This window comes from Amycolatopsis sp. NPDC031561 (assembly GCF_055580625.1).
In genome coordinates this window covers 1-19295 of the sequence record NZ_JBVILA010000035.1, presented here as the reverse complement: position 1 = coordinate 19295, position 19295 = coordinate 1, and the positions used below count along the sequence as shown (strand labels likewise).

At 65.9% G+C, this 19295-nt stretch carries 12 protein-coding genes; 9 read left to right on the top strand and 3 right to left on the bottom strand.

Annotation, left to right across the window (positions count from 1 at the left end; genetic code table 11):
* Position 1 precedes the first annotated feature (1 nt).
* The 5 genes from ACZ5IK_RS40785 to ACZ5IK_RS40765 all read left to right on the top strand — a co-directional run bounded on the left by ACZ5IK_RS40785 (position 2) and on the right by ACZ5IK_RS40765 (position 4756).
* Positions 2-1261 (top strand): C40 family peptidase, encoded by a 1260-nt coding sequence (locus tag ACZ5IK_RS40785; RefSeq protein ID WP_465492598.1) that lies wholly within the window; start codon positions 2-4, stop codon positions 1259-1261.
* Complete coding sequence (locus ACZ5IK_RS40780; RefSeq protein ID WP_465492646.1) at positions 1149-2993, top strand: type IV secretory system conjugative DNA transfer family protein; 1845 nt, start codon at positions 1149-1151, stop codon at positions 2991-2993. The genes ACZ5IK_RS40785 and ACZ5IK_RS40780 overlap by 113 nt, the downstream gene beginning before the upstream one ends.
* A complete protein-coding gene (locus tag ACZ5IK_RS40775; RefSeq protein ID WP_465492597.1) occupies positions 2993-3682 on the top strand; it encodes a hypothetical protein in 690 nt (229 codons plus the stop codon). The genes ACZ5IK_RS40780 and ACZ5IK_RS40775 overlap by 1 nt, the downstream gene beginning before the upstream one ends.
* Before the next feature lie 51 nt (positions 3683-3733).
* The gene (locus tag ACZ5IK_RS40770) at positions 3734-4195 is read left to right on the top strand and encodes a hypothetical protein (RefSeq protein ID WP_465492596.1); all 462 of its coding nucleotides are present in this window, start codon (positions 3734-3736) and stop codon (positions 4193-4195) included.
* Positions 4196-4360: 165 nt separating this feature from the next.
* A complete protein-coding gene (locus tag ACZ5IK_RS40765) occupies positions 4361-4756 on the top strand; it encodes a hypothetical protein (RefSeq protein WP_465492595.1) in 396 nt (131 codons plus the stop codon).
* Between the two features lie 131 nt (positions 4757-4887).
* Here ACZ5IK_RS40765 and mobF read toward each other — a convergent pair whose 3' ends face one another.
* The 3 genes from mobF to ACZ5IK_RS40750 form a co-directional block, all read right to left on the bottom strand.
* Complete coding sequence (mobF, locus tag ACZ5IK_RS40760) at positions 4888-9987, bottom strand: MobF family relaxase (protein ID WP_465492594.1); 5100 nt, start codon at positions 9985-9987, stop codon at positions 4888-4890.
* A gap of 644 nt (positions 9988-10631) precedes the next feature.
* Positions 10632-11156: an HAD domain-containing protein gene (locus ACZ5IK_RS40755; protein WP_465492593.1), complete on the bottom strand. Its 525-nt coding sequence runs from the start codon at positions 11154-11156 to the stop codon at positions 10632-10634.
* Positions 11157-11300: 144 nt separating this feature from the next.
* Positions 11301-11963, bottom strand: a complete 663-nt coding sequence (locus tag ACZ5IK_RS40750) for a hypothetical protein (RefSeq protein ID WP_465492645.1) — start codon at positions 11961-11963, stop codon at positions 11301-11303.
* A gap of 199 nt (positions 11964-12162) precedes the next feature.
* Here ACZ5IK_RS40750 and ACZ5IK_RS40745 point away from each other — a divergent pair, with 199 nt between their 5' ends.
* The 4 genes from ACZ5IK_RS40745 to ACZ5IK_RS40730 form a co-directional block, all read left to right on the top strand.
* Positions 12163-14880: an alpha/beta hydrolase gene (locus ACZ5IK_RS40745; RefSeq protein ID WP_465492592.1), complete on the top strand. Its 2718-nt coding sequence runs from the start codon at positions 12163-12165 to the stop codon at positions 14878-14880.
* Between the two features lie 187 nt (positions 14881-15067).
* Positions 15068-15622, top strand: coding sequence for a hypothetical protein (locus ACZ5IK_RS40740; RefSeq protein ID WP_465492591.1), 555 nt, complete (start codon positions 15068-15070; stop codon positions 15620-15622).
* A 93-nt stretch (positions 15623-15715) separates the two neighbouring features.
* Positions 15716-16246, top strand: a complete 531-nt coding sequence (locus ACZ5IK_RS40735) for a toll/interleukin-1 receptor domain-containing protein (RefSeq protein WP_465492590.1) — start codon at positions 15716-15718, stop codon at positions 16244-16246.
* A 59-nt stretch (positions 16247-16305) separates the two neighbouring features.
* On the top strand, positions 16306-19295 hold a 2990-nt coding region (locus ACZ5IK_RS40730; RefSeq protein ID WP_465492589.1), incomplete at its 3' end, for an NACHT and WD40 repeat domain-containing protein.

The window sequence follows — 19295 nt, the reverse complement described above, 5'->3', positions numbered from 1 at the left end:
GATGGACACCCCCCGCAGCGGCCTCATCGCCATCACAATTACCGCGATCGTTATCCAGATCCTGGCGCCGATCGCCGCGCTCGGATTCGTGCTGATCGCCGCGGGAGGCGGGGAGGGACAGATCTGCGAGCCACCAAAGACCGGCATCGGCCGGATCGTCAAAGACCCGACTCCTGCGCCGTCCGCCGAACAACTGGATATCGCTCGGACGATCGTCACCGTCGTCCGGCAACGCGGCCTGCCCCGCAAAGCAGCGGTCCTGGCCATCTCGACCGGGCTAGTGGAATCCAAACTGGCCAATCTCTCCTACGGAGACCGAGACTCCCTCGGAGTCTTCCAACAACGCCCTTCGCAGGGCTGGGGCACACCGGCACAGATCCTCAACCCGGTCTACGCCACGAACGCGTTCCTCGACCGGCTGGTCGCCATCCCCGGCTGGGACACCCTGCCACCAGGGCAAGCACAGCAACGGGTCCAACGCTCCGGCTTCCCGGATCGATACGCGCCTCGTGAACCCGAGGCGGCGCGCATCACGGCTGCGGTATGGACCGGTATCGCGCCACCGGCCGCGCCTGGTCGACAGCCAGCTGAGATAACGGATCTGCCCGCAGGCTGCGTCGATGACGGCGGCTCGAATACCCCGATCAGCCCGAACGAGGTAGACCGGATCAAACTGCCCGCCGGCTACCAATACCCGGCCGATCCCCGGCAGCGCGCAGCGGTCACCTACGCCCTCGCTCAACTGGGGAAACCCTATATATGGGGCGGAAAAGGTCCCGACGGATTCGATTGCTCCGGGCTCATGCTCGCCGCGTGGGCCACCGCCGGGGTCGCGATTCCAGCCGGAACGGTCAGCCAAGTTCGCGCCGGACACGCTGTCGGTGGCCTGAACCAACTCATGCCTGGTGACCTGCTGTTCATTCCCGGATCTCTTGGGACACCAACCAATCCGCGCCATGTCGGCATGTATGCCGGGTATGGCCTGATCGTGAACGCCTATGACTCCAGCACCGGCGTGATCCTCGAACCGCTGTCCGCCTGGAGCGGAAAGATCGTGATGATCCGCCGCGTCACGGACCCCAGCACGCCCTCCCCGAACTCGGGAGGGAGACCGCCAGATGGGCAACAACCCGGCCCGCGTCAGCGGCATGGACCGCGACGCAGCCCTCATGGGCCTGATCATCGCCGCGCTCACACTCATCCTCGCGCTCGCAGCCGCGATCAACACAGCCGCGGCCGCGACGTGCGGCGTCACTGGTAACGGCTGGTCCTGGCCACCGCTCCCGGCGTGGCTCCCGAACGTCGGCCGCATCATCGCGGCCCCTGCCAGTCCTGGCACGTACCTGCGAGAACCGTGGGCCTCGGCCCTCGACGACCACACCACCGTCTTCTGGTCGGTCACCGCGCTGCTCGTAGCACTGATCGCGGCGGTCGTCGTGACGCTCGCCGTGGTCGGGCGACGACGCTGGCGGCCGGTAAAACCCGGTCACGCCACCCGCAGGGACATGCGCAAGACCCTGTCACCGCGCCGTGCCCGCGTCACGGCCACCTGGACTCGCGGCGACCTCACCAAGAAGGAATCCAAAGCCGTAGACCTCATGGAGGTCGCCGTCCCGCTCCACCGGGGACCGAATCACCAGTTGCTCGTGACTTCTCTGGAAAACCCGACCGGGGTCATCGCGCCAACGCGCTCTGGGAAAAGCCGCACCGACCTCATCCACAAGGTGCTTGCAGCACCTGGTGCCCTTTACGCCTCCACCACCAAGCCCGACCTCGCCGAATGGGCGATGCTCGCGCGCACACGGCGACCTGACGCCGGACCGGTGTTGCTGTGCGACGCGACCGGCACCGTCAACTGGCCTGCTCGCGTGCGCTGGTCACCAATCACCGGCTGCCACGATCCGTCCGTCGCGCTGCGCCGAGCCGAAACCCTTATCGAAGCCTCATCGCTCGACCTCCGGGAGACCGGCGGCAACGACAAGGTCTTCCGCGGCCGCGCCTCGATCGTCCTCCAGGCGTACCTGCTCGCCGCCGCCCTACACCAGCGGACTGTCACTGATCTTGTCAGCTGGGCGATCACCAAACCCGCCGACCACGAGCCCGTCGAATTGCTCAGTACCCGCTACCCGGACTTCGCCTACAACCTCCGCTCGGAGATCGGCATGGTCGCCGAGACCTCCGACGCGGTCTGGATGTCGGTCCGTCGCGCCCTCGAACCTTTCATGAACCCCGCGATCCGCGATTTCGCCACTCCACCTCCAGGCGAAGAGCTCGACATCCGGGACTTCCTGCTGCGCAAAGGGTCCATGTTCGTCATCGCAGGTGAACATCAAGCGCCGCAAGCCCGGCCCGTACTGACCGCGCTCGGGGAACAGGTAATCACCACAGGACAGGACCTCGCGCTTGAGCAGGATCGCAGGCGGCTGGAGCCGGCCGCCAGCATGGTTTTTGACGAGCTCTTCGACGGAACACCGGTCCCGCGACTTCCCGGGCTGCTCGCCGACACCTCTGGACGTGGCGTGCTCATCCACTGGTCCGCACAGTCCCGCTCCCAGCTCGACGAACTCTATGGCGAGCACGGCCGACGACAGCTGATCGACAACACTCTGACCCTGACCGCCTTCGACAGCATCAAGGACGACAAGACACTCGAATGGCTCTCCACTCTCGCGGGCCACCACCGGCGCAAGACCTACCAGCAACACAGCGACGGCTGGCTCGGCGCAGGCCGCACGGCCACGGGCGCGGAAGACGCCTTGACCTACCGGCCAGGCGCCATCCGAACGCTCGAAAAGGGGCGGGTTCTGATCATTCATGCCAATCTTCGTCCTATCCTCGGCCGCACTGTTGACGTATCCCGTCGGCCGGATTGGGACCAGCTCAGCACCGACGTCGACACCATCCGGTCGGGCAATATCCAGATCACCACTGACGGCTACACCTACCAGCGGGCACAACAATTGCGGACTGCCGCGGCCATCGGTGGCTTGTGATGGGCGACGACGACATCTCACAGCCCGTCCAGCGACAACCGCACGACGACCACGGCGGTCAAACTGATCGCCGAAGTCCGGCTGTGGATGGCACACCCGAGCAGCAGATCGTGGCACTCCAGGCCGCGGTAGGCGACCTCAGGCGACAAGTCGCGCAGCAGTACGACGTGGCCAAGGATCTCGCGCTACAACTGCAAAAGCTCGTCGCCGAGGACGAAGCGGACCCGGACCAGAGAAAGAACCGGCCAGCTCCCTGGGTCCCTTTCGAACCACCTGGGACCGTCCACTCTTCCGGGGCTCGCGATCCGCTGGTCGGAATCGCTCTGTTCGTCGAGTACTACAACACCACCTACGTCGGCCTGCCCGGCTCCCGCGCGATCGCCATCCCTGACTGCTGGCTGAGCCATCCGGGCCTCCTGGCTGAGATCGCCACACTCGCCTACTTCTGGCGCGCGGCCAACACCGGCCCCAGAGCCAATGTCAAAGACGCCCAGTACTGGCACCACACCTTCCGGCCCGGATTCGCGGCGCGACTGGCCGGTGAATGGACCCATGCGCACTGCCGCGCAAGTAGCCACAAAGACGCTGGCGCGCCAGCGCGACCCGACCGCTACACCACGCCCGGAAACGGCAGCGCGGACAACGGCCCTGCGGACCGCCGAGAACCTCGAGTCGAAAGCGCACCTTAACGCCCATGCGATCGCACGAGCGATTGGCAGGAGCGGGAGGAGGAACAGACAATGGCGTACCCGGGCAACCGCGTGTCCCTCACACCACACGACACGACAGCGAATCCAGAGATGGAAGTCGTCGTGGGATGGGACCGCGGAATGCAAACCTACTTCGCCCAAGTCTTCAACGGTGTCAACGAATACGGTGAAGAAGTCATGCCCGTCGACATTGGCAATCGGACCGGTGAAATCACCTACCCCGGCGCCGTCATCGACGCCGTCCGGCCATTCGCTGAGGTACCTGACGACCTCGGGCGAGTGCTGGCCGCTCAGCGAGATGCCGACACCTCAACCTACGGCCAGCTTCGGCAGGAAGCCGGACACCTCGCACGTACTGCAGATCTTGCAGGGATAGACATCAGCGTCGCGTTGAACGTCGCTCTGCCAACGGAGACACGCACACAGGCCTTCGAGCATGAGGACGACGACCTCGACGGAGGTGAGGACGTTGGGCACCGGATGGGCTACTGACACCCACCTGAACCAGTCCGACGACAGTACCGCGGAGATCGCTCCAGAGACGAGCGGTCCCCAGAACACTTCCGGGGCCTGGCAAGCCTACGTCCCGACTGGTTGCAGCAGAGCCGCCATAACGTCACGGTCGGCCCTGGCGCCACAGAAGCTGGGCAGCCGGTCATGACGGAAAGCATTCGGGACAACGAGAACGAGTTCGTTCGATACCAGGCAGACAATGCCATCGGCGAGTACGAAGCGCTGACCGCCGCCGGCGTCGCCGCCCCGGTCGCTCGTCAGCAAGTGACGATCGGCAGCCCGTTGACCTATGACGGCAGGACGATCGCTGAACACGCGATCAGCCAGTACACCCACCTTCTTGACCAGCCCATCGGACGCAACGCTGCCAGGGAACACGCCGCCGCCGCAACCGGCGGCGCCCTGACAGACTTCGACGACGATGCCGTCGATGACGCCACTGCGGCCGAGTACATCGACGAGGAACTGCTCTCGGACCTCGGAGACCCCTTGGCCTCCAGTGCCGACGAGGAGCTTGGTGGCGGGCTCAGCTACTCCTAATCCCTTACAGACATGGCAAACCGGCCGACCCTGCTGCGTCCGCCGAACAAAGGTTGGCGGTGCAAGCGCGGGCCCAGCGCGCTGAAGGGGGAGGGAGCGCGCCGGGCCCGCGACCTTGAGACTACAACCTGTCAGAAGCCTAGGCCGTTTCGTAGATCAGCGGCTTCGGCATCGGTCGTATCCATGTTCTCGTCGTGGTGCTGGTTCTGCTCGTCGTCGAGTTGGTTTCGCTCAGCTGCGACGCTGTCGCTGAGTACCGCTGTCTCGGCGCCGTCGCGTGTGTCTCGTGCGGCTTCGACGCTGAGCAATGCGTTGGACTGCTGGTCTTCCGGATCGTGCGGTACAGCCATGATGTTCCTCCATGTGTTGGTGATGGTGTTCCAGGACTGGGCCTTGGCACCCGGATGGCCAGGTTCAGATCCCAGGGGCGCGTGCGGGTTGTTGCTCGTGACATGGAAGTTCTCCCGGTAAGCGGCAGCCAGGCCGACGGCGAAGTCCCAGCGCTCGGCAGCAGCCAGATCGGTGGGTCGCTGACCGATGTGCTCGGCCCACGAGGGGCGCTGACTAAGCACTTGTTCTCGGAGCTGGTGGACGCGTTCGGTGATCTCCGCGTTGAGCGCGTCGAGTCGCTCGATCCGGCTGGCAGGTTCACTGGTATGACCGTGATCCGCTATGGCTTGCCAGGGCAGTGGGAGATGGTGCCCGCTACCTGAGTCGAACTGCGCCGCGAGCTCGGCGACCAGTGCTTCCCCTGCTAGGCGTGGAGTAATCTCGCCAGTCACCGGTGCGGTCGCAACAAGTTGTGCTGCGGCGTCGGCCAGTGCGGTGTCGGCGTCGAGTCCACGGATTCGGCCGCCAGCTGCGTGGCGCCACACGATCCCCCACGTCTCCCCGTCGACGCCCGCCTCTGGAAGGTGCTTGGCGACGATGGACCGCCACCGCCCGACCTGATCGTCGTCCGGAACACCGATCACCGCGGGTGGGTCGTGGGTGGCGACGTGTGCCGAGACGCGCTTCGCGAGCACGGCGGCCGGATCATCCGCCCAGCCGAAACCCGTCTGATCTGCGACGGCGCGGACCAGGCGCTCGGCCTGCCAGCCGAGATCCTGGGCGCGGGACAGAGCGGCGAGCACGGCCGGTTCGGCGCCGGCGTTAATCGCGCCCGGGACGTAGCGGGCGAGGATGTCCAGGTATCGATCCTCGTCGCCATCGCGAGCGTGCGTGTCGTACTTACGCACCAGGACGTCGATCGTCTCGGTCACGTAACTGCTCTCGACGGAGCCGAACTCGGTGACGGCCTCCTCCTGCTCGGCGGATTCAGTCTCAGGGAGAACGGGCTCGCCGGGAGCCGCGGTTGTTGTTCCTTGAGTCAGGGCGTCCCATCGGGAGGTCAGCGTGTGCCACGCGTGAGCGCGGGCACCGTGGCTACCGGGGGCAGGTCCGAGCGGCTCGCTGGGGTCGCCGCCAGTGATGCGGAAGGTTTCTCGGTATCCCGCAACGAGCCCCACGAGGTCATCCCACTCTTCTGCGGCGATCGGGTTGTCCGGGCGTGGTCCGAGCTGCGCTGCCCAGGCCGGTGATGTACGGATTGCGGCGGCGCGTAGCTCGTCGACGCGGGACGCGATCGCCGCGTTCGTCTCGGTGAGGTACTGGGCGTGGCCTGGAACGTGGCGGACGAAGGCGAAATCGGGTCGCGCGAGCCATGGCACGGCGGGCTGATGTACTTGGCCGAGGCCAGCGCGGCGCTCGAGCTCGGTACCCAGAATCGCATCGGCGTAACGGTCGTCGGACATTGGATCTGGGCCCGAAGGGCGCCCTGCAAGCCGATGAGCAACCATCGTGAGTGCCGCGTCCGCGTCGAACCCGGCCGCCAGAGCACCGGCGGCGCGCTGCCAGACCTTGCCCCATTGCGGCTCCTCGACAGCCACGTGGGGAGCGATTGCGTCGATGATGACGCGCCACCGCGCGACGTCTTCGGCTGCAGCTGGCGTCGTCGGTTTCGGTGGCGCCAGCCGTTCGACCCGCATGGCAATGCGTTTCTGAAGAACAGCGCCAGGGTCATCGACCTTGTGCAGTGGGCCACTACATACCGCCTCGCGCACCAAGGGATCGGGTTGCCAGCCGAGGTCGTGGGCGTTGCGCAGAGTCTGGATCAGGGCGGGTTCGCTGTCCAGATCGACGGTCATCGGAGCGTGCCGGGCGAGTACCGCGCGGAAGCGCTCCTCGTCGCGATAGGTAGCGGTGTAGTTGTAGCGCAGCACGAGTGTGCCCAGCGAGACCGCGACGTCCTGCGCCTCACGCAACGTTTCGGTGGCCGAGATCTCGGCACCGGAATGGTTCAGGACGCCGGTGAGCACAGCTTTTGGGGTTTGCGCCTCGGGAGTCTCTTGGTGTTGATCGATCACGTGATGAACCGTGATCACGTACATGAAGTTCTGCCGCATGGCGCGGGTGATGCCGGGGTAGAACTGCTCGCGGGTCATGGTCGGAGGCACCAGCAGGTGGGCGTTTCCGGTACTGGTCATGCCCTGCACGCGGTTCACGGTCGCCGCGTAGGCGAGTTCGACATGGGCTTTCACATAGGCTGCGGGGAGGGTGATCGTCCCCTTGTGCGATCGGTGGGTGACCGTGATGCGCCCGTCGTTTCGTACGTACTTCACGGTCCACACGTCGCCGTTCTTCACGAAGTCTTGGCCACCGAACAAGCTCAGCAGGCGCTGGTTGTGGCGGGTGACGACCCAGTCGCCTACTCCGGCGGTGGTGGTGTCGTGCAGTTCGACCTCGCGGCCGCGGACGATGTCACCGCGCTTGAGCCGAACTTCACGTGCTGCGGTGTTGAGCGCGACGGTATCTTCGTTCGTCGGGACGATCAGTAGCGACTGCACGCCGCGGTCGAGGTCGGCCCGCCAGTTGGCGTGGGCGGCGTCGCGCATGGTCTCCAGCGAGCCGTCGAGTACCCGGCCGCTTTCGACGTAGTACTCGAGCCCTTTCGGATTGGCGTTGCGGATCAGCAGTGACGCCGCTGCTTGATCGAGGCGGTCCTCACCCTGGAAACGGACGATCTCTCGGAACCGCACGGCGCCGACGTCATGCGCGACCAGCCGGATCGCGCCTCCTGCTTCGACCGCGGCGAGCTGCGCGTCATCACCGATCAACCGGACGTCCGCGCCCCTGTGCAGCGCGTACTTGACGACCGCGTGCAGCGTGTGGGTGCCGGCCATGGCCGCCTCGTCGATGATGACCAGGTCGCCGGCGTCCATCGGGAACGCGCGATCGACGAATCCCAAGCGTTGTGCTGTGGTCAGTTGGTGCAGGGTGTGCGGTCTGGCGCCGATCGAGGCGCCGAGCTCCTGCGCAGCGCGCGCGGATGGACCGAAGGCGTACACGCGATGACCAGTACGACGCCACGCCGTCGCGAGAACCGTCATGGCAGTGGTCTTCCCAGCTCCCGCCGGGGCCAACGCGAGTTGCAGACGGCGGCCGGAGCGGGCGAACTCGGTCACCATCCGCCGTTGCCCGACGTTGAGTTTCTGGCCCTCAAGTGCCTTCTCGACGGTGCTGGTGCGCAGCCGGTGACCACCGCTGCGGCGTGCCCAGGCGACCAGGTCGCCCTCGGCGGCGAGCGTCGCGGTGGTGGTGTAGCGCGGAGAGCGATACTCGACGAAGACCGATTCGCCGTCGCGGCGGCGCAATGACACCGGTTCTGTGACCGCGACGGGTCCGGTCAGTGCGAGCGTGTCCGGCTCTGCCAGTACCGCGGCGACCACGTCGTCGATGAGCTGCTCGCGTTTGTCGGTAGGCACCACGAGACGCGCGGACTGGCGGTGCGCCTCAGCTGCGAGGTTCCACCACGAGAAGTGACTGTAGTGGTCGGAAACGACCTGACGGGTGGTACTGGCCAGCTTGGCGATGTCAACCGGGGCGTGTTCTTTGGTGCCGGTGAGGAACGCTCGCCGCCCGAGGACGTCCAGTATGGTCGGCGGGACGATGGTGATCGCGTGTTCTCGCCAGACGCGCAGATGTTCCGCTAGAGTCCGGGGAGGGAGTTTCCCGGGACGGTTGTCGTACTGGGCGGCCCGGTCAATCGCGAAGATCTCTTTCGGTTTGGGTTCACGGCCGTGTGTCTTGGTGAACTCCACGATCCGCTTTGCGCGTGCTGCCTCGAACTGCCTGTGCCGCTGGGAGAACGCCTTCACCAGCGACACGGGTATTCCGGCGAGTTGCCAGACTGGTCGCGTCATGTCGACGCCGTGTGCTCCGCGCTGTGTCCATGAGGCACCCTGCTCACGAAAGAGGTCGCGCACGCGGCTGTCGAAGTATTCGCTCGCGGTGACGGTGGCGGCCAGAATAGTTCGCCCGTCCAGCGCGGTCCACTCTCCGTCGTCGCTGCGCTGTACCTTGGAGGAGATCAACGCGTGGATATGCAGGTGTGGGTCCGAGGCGCGGCTGTCCCAGTGCTCGAACAGCGCAGCGGTGATGCCGTTGACGTCCACCTGTGCTTCGCCCATGTTGCCGCGGCGGGTGAACGCAGTCTTGCGTTCCACATAGGACAGTGTGTCTCTTACCGCCTGGCGCACGATGCCGGCGATCAGGTCGCGTTCGATCGGATTGGCGTTGGCCCACGCGAGTGACACGGATTTGTCTGGTGCGAACACCATCTCGAAACCAGACACCGCGGTCTTCAGGCTGCGCTTCTGCTCAGCAAGCCACTTCTGCAGTTCCTTCTCGCTCTCGGGTCCGACGCCATCGTGTGCCTTAGTGAACGTCGCGACCTGGACGGCGTAGCGCAACTCGGCGCGCTTCGCCGCGGGAATCGGCGCACCGACCGGACGGCCGTTTTCGTGGTTGTAGTCTTTGTACGCCTGCGAGACATGGCTCCGCATGTGGTCGAGTGTGGAGTACTGCGGGAATCGGCGCCCCAGTCGCGTCGCCCGCAGCGCCTCCTCCGCTGTGGCGCCGTCGGCGATCTTCTCGTTCTCGATGGCGTCAGCGTGTGGATGTCGGCCCTCGCCGAACAGTGCGTTCATCTGCGCAGCAGTGACCTCGCCGGACAGTCCTAATTGGTCTGCTCCAGCGCCGAACCATTCGCCTGCCGGGTATCCACGGGAGAGGTAGTAATCACTTAACAGCTCGCCGGGTTCGAGCTCGCGGTCGCGATCAGCGCACGCGACCGAGTTCGTGAGGTACTCATGTCCACCAGGGCTCAGCTTGCGTAAGCCCATCACCACCATCCACCGTACGCGCGAAATCCAGGAACGCCCACCCGGTTACTGGTATGGACGCGTATTCGATCGACGCGTGTTCGTCGGTGGATGTTGTGCCTGGGGCGTGGGTTCTGCCGGTACGAGGACGGCGGAGGCGGGCAGGGCCGTGGCGAGTGTGACAACGAAAACGACGTCGGAGACAGCGCCCATGGGGAGCCCGCCGAGGAGCGTTCACAACGATAGAGGCTTAGCGCTCCAGCACGCGGAGTCGGGCACCATCGAAACCGGAGCCCGCTGGTCCCGCGCCGCAGACGATGCCGAGCCGCCACCTGTCGCCTGCCACCATCGTGGGATCACCAAGTTGCCAGTCGTCGGATCGCCGACAGCGCCGCAGAAGTGGGGCGCTGGCCGCGATCACCGAAGCGGCCGATATCCGGCGTCCGCTGGTCAACCAACGCCTGCACGTGCACGCTGCGGTGCGGTGGTACCGGTAGTCGGACCAGTCGCGCGTCGAGATGACCCGACAACACTCGCTCGTCGGCGTACCTCGCGACAGGTTGCAGTGCATCGACCGCTTCGCGGCATGAGTACGACGTCGGCGGACTGGCAATGGTTGTCGCATTCAGTCTGGCTCTTCGGGCGGGGCAAGATGCGTGGTGTGGTGGCGTTCGTCAGGCTCTGTGTAGCCGTAGCCACTCACCGAGGTCGGTGTAGTCGGCCTCGGTGAGGCCCGGTCGTGGGTCGACGCGGTGCAGTAGAGCTGATGCCTCATGGCAGGTGTGCACCCAGTGTCGGTCTACGTCGGTGATCTCGTCGTCGACCCAGGCGAACGGGCGTCCCGCAGCCCAGTTGACGAGGGCTCGGGTTTTCCAGTGCAGTCCGTCGCGCTCGTCCTGCTCGTCGAGGCCGGATGGCTCCGGCCAGTCCACCACCGGCAACGGCGGAAGGCCAAGTCGCGGCGAGAGGCACTCGTTGGCGTCGGAGGTCCACGTCGTGGCCCAGACCAGATCGCAGGGTAACGCGGCCAGCCGAGGCCCGTGAGCGGGATTGACCCTGGCCAGGAGCGGGTTCGAACCGGCCGCGGTTGAGTCGAGGTGGGACCGGTAGGTCGGGTACCGCTCTGGAGGGGCGCCGAAGGGGATGAGCGGCCCGTCGACGTCGAGGAAGAGCAGAGGTAGTTGTCCGGTGCCGGTCACGACCGCACGATAGCTGCTGATCAGGCTGCCTCAAATCAGATGATGAAACTACGAGTTCGACTCGTGATCGCAATCAAGGGATTCGGTGGCTCTGACCGCAGATTCCCGAAGCGGCCTTGCGTAACTCGATATCTCGGCTTCAAGTCAAGGGGTGTCGGTGTGCGCTTCGAGGTTCCTGGCCGACACGTCGGCGGGTATTGGGAGGTCCAGTGCGCGGGCGAGGGCTGCGATGACGGGGACGGCGTGGCGGGGCAGGTTCTGGTCGGCCCAGACGGCTGCCAGCGCGAGGAAGCCGACAAGATCGTGCTCGGCTCCAGCGAGGAGACGCCGTAAATCAGCGTCAGGCAACTCGATCACCGGACTGTCGTTCAGCTTGGCGTCGACGGTCAGCCGGACAGTCTCGCCGTGGCGTTCGGCGCAAGGATCGGGATCGTGCCCGAACCCGACTTGTCCGTTGCCCTCGAGGACCGCGTGCCACTCGCGCCAATCCTCCAGACCGTTACAGCAGCCCGGCAGAAACGCCACGCCCGTGACACTGTCTGTCACCCGAAAGCCACCAGCCGCGAAGAGCGTGTCGAAGGTGAGCAGGCCGTGCAGGAACGACCCCAACGGGTCGGCGGGGCGGGGCGGGCGGCCGTCGTGCTCAGGGTCGATGTCGTTGCAGCCTGCGATGCGCATCACCGCTGTCCCGACCTCAAGGGGCGTGAGTTCGCCGCTGAGCGCCAGATAGCCGAACGATTCGACCTCACCGACAGGCCAGAGGGCAAAGCCATCTGTCGCGTGGACCTCCAAGACAGGCTGCATCATGATCACCCAGGAAGTGTCGCGCAGCCCAACCCGTCCTGCCTCCCAATTACGTTGTGCGCCTCGCTCGGAACGCGCGCCTCGCGGCATGAGCGGATGTTTACGTACGGTGATTGGGCATGTAACGCGGCCGCAGCAGCAAGCGACAGTTCACCAAGCCAAGGTCGCTGTGGGCGGCACGAATTCGATGTGGGGGCAAGCGGTGACCGAACTCGTCGAGGTTAGTGCAGACGGGCCCCGGGTGTTGGACGTCGTTTTCGTGCATGGCCTTGACGGTGACGCCTATAAGAGCTGGTCGGCGAAGCGGAAAGGTTCGTTCTGGCCAGAATGGCTCGGGCGGGACATCGAGGGATTGGCAGTCTGGTCGTTGGGGTATGACGCGGCGTCGAGCCGCTGGTTGGGTCATGCGATGCCGATTCAGGATCGGGCGATCAATCTGCTAGCCCTGCTGGAGAGTCGCGGGATCGGGCAGCGTCCGCTGTGTTTCGTCACCCACAGCATGGGCGGCTTGGTGGTGAAAGAGATGCTGTTGCACGCGGCCGATGGCCGGGCCGACTACACCGAGTTTGCCACCACCACGCGAGGGGTGGTGTTCCTGGCCACCCCGCATACCGGGTCCGACATCGTTACCAAGGCCGTCGTCAAGGCGCTGGGCGTCGTCTACCGCAAGACTCCGGCGGTCGACGCCCTGGAACGCAATAGCGCGCATCTTCGGCAGCTCAACACCAAGTACCGCAACTGGGCCGTGCACCCGGAAACGGATATCGAGCACAAGATTTTCTACGAGACCCAGCGCACCAAGGGTGTGCAGGTGGTCGACGCGGGCTCGGCCGACCCCGCCATCCCGGGCCAGACACCAATTCCGGTGGACGCGAACCATATCGACATCTGCAAACCCGTTGCTCCCGGCGACGTGGTCTACGGCCAGGTCAAGCGCTTCGTTACCGGAATCATCACGGCACTGCAAACCAATCCGGCTGATACCGGCCAGCAAGAGCCACCCCGCCAGCCCCGTCTCGACGAGACCCCTCAGAACCTCGGCGCGGAGGCAGGTCATCCCGCGTTTGGAATGCCTGTGATGGAGTCGCTCCCGACTGTACCGGGTATAGGTCGTATCCCTGCGGAGCCGGACTTGTTCGTGGGCAGGGTGCAGGAGTTGGCCCGATTGGAAGCCGGAGTGGCCGCGTCAGGTAGTCGCGCGGTGGTTGTGGCGGTGCACGGTTTGGGCGGGGTAGGCAAGAGCACCCTGGCCGCCCGGTTCGCCGAGCTGCACGCCGACCGGTTTCCGCTGGTGTGGTGGGTGACCGCGGATTCACCGGCGGCGATCGAGACAGGCTTGAGCGAATTGACCACCGCGCTGACGCCGGAGACGGCGGTGCTGCCGTCGCAGCAGCGGGTGGAGCTGGCTGTGCGGTGGCTGGCCACCCACGAGAATTGGCTGCTGTTGCTGGACAACGTGACCAGCCCGCGGGATGTCGAGGGTTTGCTGGGGCGCGTGCGGACGGGCACGGTGGTCATCACCAGCCGTCAGCGCTCGGGATGGCGGACGGTGGAGACAGTGCCGCTGGACGTCCTCGCCGACGACGAAGCGGTGCGGTTGCTGGCCCAGATCGCGCGGTCGGAGTGGCCGGACGCGGACCTGACCGGTGCCGACCAGTTGTGTAGCGAACTGGGGTGGCTGCCGCTGGCGATCGAACAAGCCGGCGCCTACCTGGCCCAGACTCGGACCAGCCCTGCCGCCTATCTCGATTTGCTGGCACGGTTTCCGGCGCGGATGTTCACCGCAACGGCGGAGGGCGGTGACGCGCAGCGGACGATGGCGAGGGTCTGGCACGTCACCCTCGACCGCCTGACCGACACCCCGGCCGCAGGCCGGGTGCTGCGGCAGCTGGCCTGGTACGCCCCGGACGGGATCCCCCGGGACCTGCTGGCCGGTTCAATCGAGGAACCAGAGCTGTCCGAGGCGCTGGGCCGCCTGGCCACTTACAGCATGATCACCCTCACCGGAGACACCGTCGCCGTGCACCGCCTGGTTCAGGCAGTCACCCGCACACCCGACCCCACCGACCCACACCGCCGCCCCGCCGACATCGCCACCGCCCGCGACGGCACCGTGACCTTTCTAGCGGCCGACCTCACCGATCTTGACCCACGCGTTCCTGCGGATTGGCCTGCCTATCGGATGGTCCTGCCCCATGCGAGGGCTCTGCTGGAACACACCACGCCCGACACCGACACCACGCAGACCGGCCGACTGCTCAACAAGCTGGGCAGCTACCTCGCAGAGCAGGGCGATGTCGGCACCGCCATCGCCTACTACACCCGCGCCAGCGACAGTTACCAACGCCTCAACGGCCCCGACCACCCCCACACACTGCTCTCGCGCAACAACCTGGCCTACGCCTACGAGGCGGCGGGTGATCTTGCGCGGGCGATCCCGCTGTTCGAGGGCACCCTCGTTGATCGGGAGCGGGTGCTGGGGCCCGACCACCCCGACACACTGGCCTCGCGCAACAACCTGGCGAGCGCCTACGAGTCGGCGGGTGATCTGGGCCGGGCGATCCCGCTGTTCGAGGCCACCCTCGCCGACAGCGAGCGGGTGCTGGGCCCCGACCACCCCCACACACTGGCCTCGCGCATCAACCTAGCCGGCGCCTTTCGGTCGGCGGGTGATCTTGCGCGGGCGATCCCGCTGTACGAGGCCACCCTCGCCGACAGCGAGCGGGTGCTGGGCCCCGACCACCCCCACACACTGGCCTCGCGCATCAACCTGGCCTACGCCTGCGAGTCGGCGGGTGATCTGGGCCGGGCGATCCCGCTGCATGAGGCCACCCTCGCCGACAGCGAGCGGGTGCTGGGCCCCGACCACCCCACAACCCAGATCGTCCGCTCGAACCTCGACGGGGCGCGAACGACCTGAAGCTGCCATCGTGCGGTCGTTACGGAACCAGCCGACGGTGGCGCCGCACGTCCGCCCATCGGCATGAGCGGAAGTTCGACGAACGTCCCCGCTCGACGGCATGAGCGGACGTTCGCAAGTGATCAGACCCCACCTGTCTTGGATACGTCGTTGATGATCCGATCGACGAGTGCGGCAAGCTGTGCTTGTGCCGACAGCAGTGATCACCGCGAGCGCGAGCGTGCTGGTCGCGGTTCTCGTGTTTGTTCTCAACCAGCGTGCTCAGATCCGGCAAGAGCGGCGTCAGGCTCGGCTGGCAAGGGTGAATAGCCAGCTTCGGGAGTTGTATGGGCCTCTCAACGCGCTTGTGGAGGTCAACGAGCGCGTCTGGGAGGCTCTGCGCGATTCGGGGCTGCCTGGCAAGGCGAATCGAAGGCCTTCGAGTGCTGACAGCGACTGGCGGCGGTGGAGAAGCCAGGCGTTACAGCCGGTCAACCTGAAGATGCGTGACCTGATCGTCGATCATGCCGACCTCCTGATCGAGCCTGAGCTTCCGCAGGCTCTGCGCGACTTCTGCGCCCACGTGGCCGCTGTGGAGATCGTATTGGCGGCAGAGGCCGAAGGCGTGCACGAGCGGGCCCTCATCGTCCACCCCGGCGCTCCGTTCGCTACCTGCGTGCGCGAGGCCTTCCTTCGTCTCAAGCACGAGCAGCGGCACCTGCTGGCTGCGGTGAACCGGTCTCGTGAAATCCGAGCCAAGTAGCGCTCGCTCCTCCGAACCCCGCCCCGTGTACTATCCTTGGTTAATCAGACAGTATTGCGACACATCCCGACAAGCGGGCCGCGGGAGGCAAGCATGAACACCGACAACGCCGAGATGCTCCTTGAGGGGGAGACCTCGGGTAAACCGCTGGTCCGAGTGTTCCTGAGCTTCGCAGGGCGTGACGAGGCGCTGGTTCTGCGCTTATGGGACCTGCTGGCCGAGGCGTTGGTCATCGACCGGGTGTACGAATTCCAGCTCTGGCGACCCGATGATGCAATCCTTGTCGGTGAGGACTGGGACCACCGGATTCACGGCGCGTTGTTGGCGGCTGAGATCGGAGTTGTCGCTTTGAGCAACGCCTTCCTGGGCAGCGAGTATATAACCGGCGTGGAACTGCCCGCGCTCGTCGACGTCCCCGGTAAGCGTGTGGTTCCGTTGCTGCTCCGCCAGGTCAGTAAGCAGGCGGACTGGCGTGGGTTGAAGAGCAAGCAAATCTACGGCTATGAACGACCGTTCAGCGACGCGCGCGGGATGTCGGCGCGGGACGCGTGGGTGAACGGCCTTGTGGCCGAGCTGCATCGGGTGCTCGCCCGCTACGCGATGCGCGACGAAAGGCAGCGGTGATCCCGCCCATGCGACGGATACCTCCCGCAACGGCTCGCGCCCGGTTGCTCAGGGTCCCCTTGAGTGCGGTCGACCGCACGGCGATGAGCGTGCTGCTGGACGCGATGGGGACGGCGGACGAGTTGACTGTGGAGCAGGTGCAGCGTCTGCTGTTTGCCCAGCGGACGTCGGCGGCCGCGACGAAAGCGTTGGAGCGCTTGGTCAAACAGGTGAACGCTGCCTCAGCGGACGGGGTTGTGGATCTCCAAGTGCAGGTCCACGGTGCGAAGAAGTCAGGCGTGCGGGGCCGGACGCTGAGCTTCTGGGCTGAGCGTGACGACGTGGCCGGCGCACCTCTGCGTGAGCACGAGGCGGTTCGTGACGTGCTCATCGAGGACCGGAAGGCGACTGTGCTCGGGCCGAGACGGCTTGTGTTGTGCAACGCCCCGGTGGACGACGCCACAGCCGGACCCCTGTGGGACCTGCTGTTCGAGACTTTGGGCGGTGAGCAGCACGGAATCGCCGTGTGGCGGTCCGATAAGGACGTGCTGACCGGTGACGATCGGGAAACGCGATTCCGCATGGAGGTGGCGGGCAGCGAACTGGTGGTGGTCGCGGTGAGCAACGCTTGGTACACACAGCCCGCGCTCGGCGAGACGCTGCGTGCCTACAGCGGTTCCTTCGGCCCGACGGTGATGCCGGTCCTGCTTCGGCCGACGAGCTCACGGGCGGGTGGCTTCGAGACCAAGGCTATCTATCCCAGTGGGTCTCAGGCTGTCCCGTTCAATGGGCTGAGGAACCCGGCCCGGGACAAGTGGGTGAATGGTCTCGTCGAGCACATCTACCGCCAGCTCGACCGTGTAAGCGCGAAGCCACTGGACATGGGCACGAAAGACCGGCTCATGCTCAAGGAGACATGCGGGGACCAGTTCTTCGACCTGCACGGCCGTCCCGGAGGCATGGATCCGAACACGGCCGACGGTGCGTACGACCAAGAGCGACGGGTCGAGGACGTCGTGGCGTACCTCGTGGAGTGGGCACGTGATCCGGACAGCGCTCCACTTGCCGCGCTGCTGGGCGAGTACGGCACCGGCAAGACCATCACCTGCCAGGAGCTGACCGAACGGCTGCAAGCCCAGCCGGCACCATTACGCCCCGAACCGCTGTACTTCGACCTCCGGCGTCTCGGAAACCTGCACAACATGGTGCCGCCCCTTCCCGCCATTCTGACCGAGTGCATCAACCACGGTTGGGCAGCAGGCAACACGCGGCTTCCGTCAGGGGAGGAGGTCATCGCACGGGCCAAGACAGTACCCACCCTGTTCATCATCGATGGTTTGGACGAGGTCCTTGTCCGGCTCGACGCCGCGCAAGGTGCCGCCTTTACCCACGAGTTGCTCAAGCTCCGCCCGATCCGAGTGAAGAGCAAGGGCACGGCCTACGCCCCGTTCGCCGGAGCGGACACCAAGGTGCTGCTGTCCTGCCGGACTCACTATTTCCGGTCGCTCCGGGAACAGTCCAGGCATTTCCTCGAGCACGACCGTGATCTCGCAACCGCCGAGGACTACGTCGCGCTGATGTTGTTGCCGTTGAACGACTTACAGATCCGCGGATACCTGGACAAGGCGCTGTCGGACCAGGACGTCGCGCAGGTGATGGACATGCTGGGCGCGGTGCACGACCTGTCCGACTTGGCCACGCGCCCGTACACGCTGACCAAGGTCGCCGCACAGATCCCGTTCATCGAAGACCGCCTCTCGCGGCAACGGCCGGTGCACTCGGCCACGATCTATAGGCAGGTTCTGCGCGATTGGCTCGAACGAGACCTCGGCAAGCACCGCCTGCGTGCCGATCACAAGCTCACCTTGATGGCCCGGCTGGCCGCGTGGTCGTGGAGGCGTGGTGACCGGCGGGTCGACAGCGCAGACTTGGACGACTGGCTCGACGAACAGCTCGCCACGGATCCCGTGCTCGGCAGGCGCTACGGGAACACCTCCCGCGATCAACTCGAGGAGGATCTGCGCACCGCCACGTTCGTGGTGCGCAACGACCACAGCGGGCCTGACCGCCCCGACTTTCAGTTCGCACACAGCTCCATCCACGAGTACTTCCTCGCCCAATACCTGTGTGACGCGATACGCGATGACCGCCGTGAAGACTGGTGCCTTCCCATCCCGTCGGTGGAGACATTGGACTTCCTGGGCCAGTTGATCGCCGACGACGACGATCAAGAGGCACTCCGGGCAACCCTGAACCGATGGCGTACGCCGTACTTGGCAGGAGCCAGTGAGCTGTGGCTCCGGTACGCGCTTTACGCCAGAGCACACGACCGACCACACCCCACGCTGGCCGGCTGCGATCTCAGCGGTGCCCGGCTACGGGGCTGGCAGTTCATCGGCACGAAGGCCAACCCGCTGGTGTTCACCGCCGCCACCCTGGCTGGAGCAGATCTGCGCGAAACCCGCTGGGACCACGTCAACCTCACCCACACGCGACTTGAGACCGCCCGTCTCGAACGAGCCGTGCTGCATGAGACCACAATCGTCAACGGAAACTTGCGCAATGCCGACCTGACCGGTGCGTTCCTCCGCCGCTGCCGCTTGGACAACACCGACCTGACCGGCGTGAACACCAACCAACTCCGTCACGTCCACAGCGGCGACGACCTACCAACCCCGCCGCCGCCCGTCCGGACCCGACTCCGGTCACTCACCAGACACGGCGGTTCGGTCCGGGGTGTCGCGTTCAGTCCTGATGGGGCCCGCCTCGCCACAGCCGGTAGCGACGGTAGTGCGCGGATCTGGGATGTCGAGACGGGCGAGAACCTGCACACCCTCACCGGACATAGTGGCCCGGTCCGGGGTGTCGCGTTCAGTCTTGATGGGGCCCGCCTCGCCACAGCCGGTAGCGACGGCAGGGCGCGGATCTGGGATGTCGAGACGGGCGAGAACCTGCGCACCCTCACCGGACATAGTGGTTCGGTCCAGGGTGTCGCGTTCAGTCCTGATGGGGCCCGCCTCGCCACAGCCGGTAGCGACAGGGCGCGGATCTGGGATGTCGAGACGGGCGA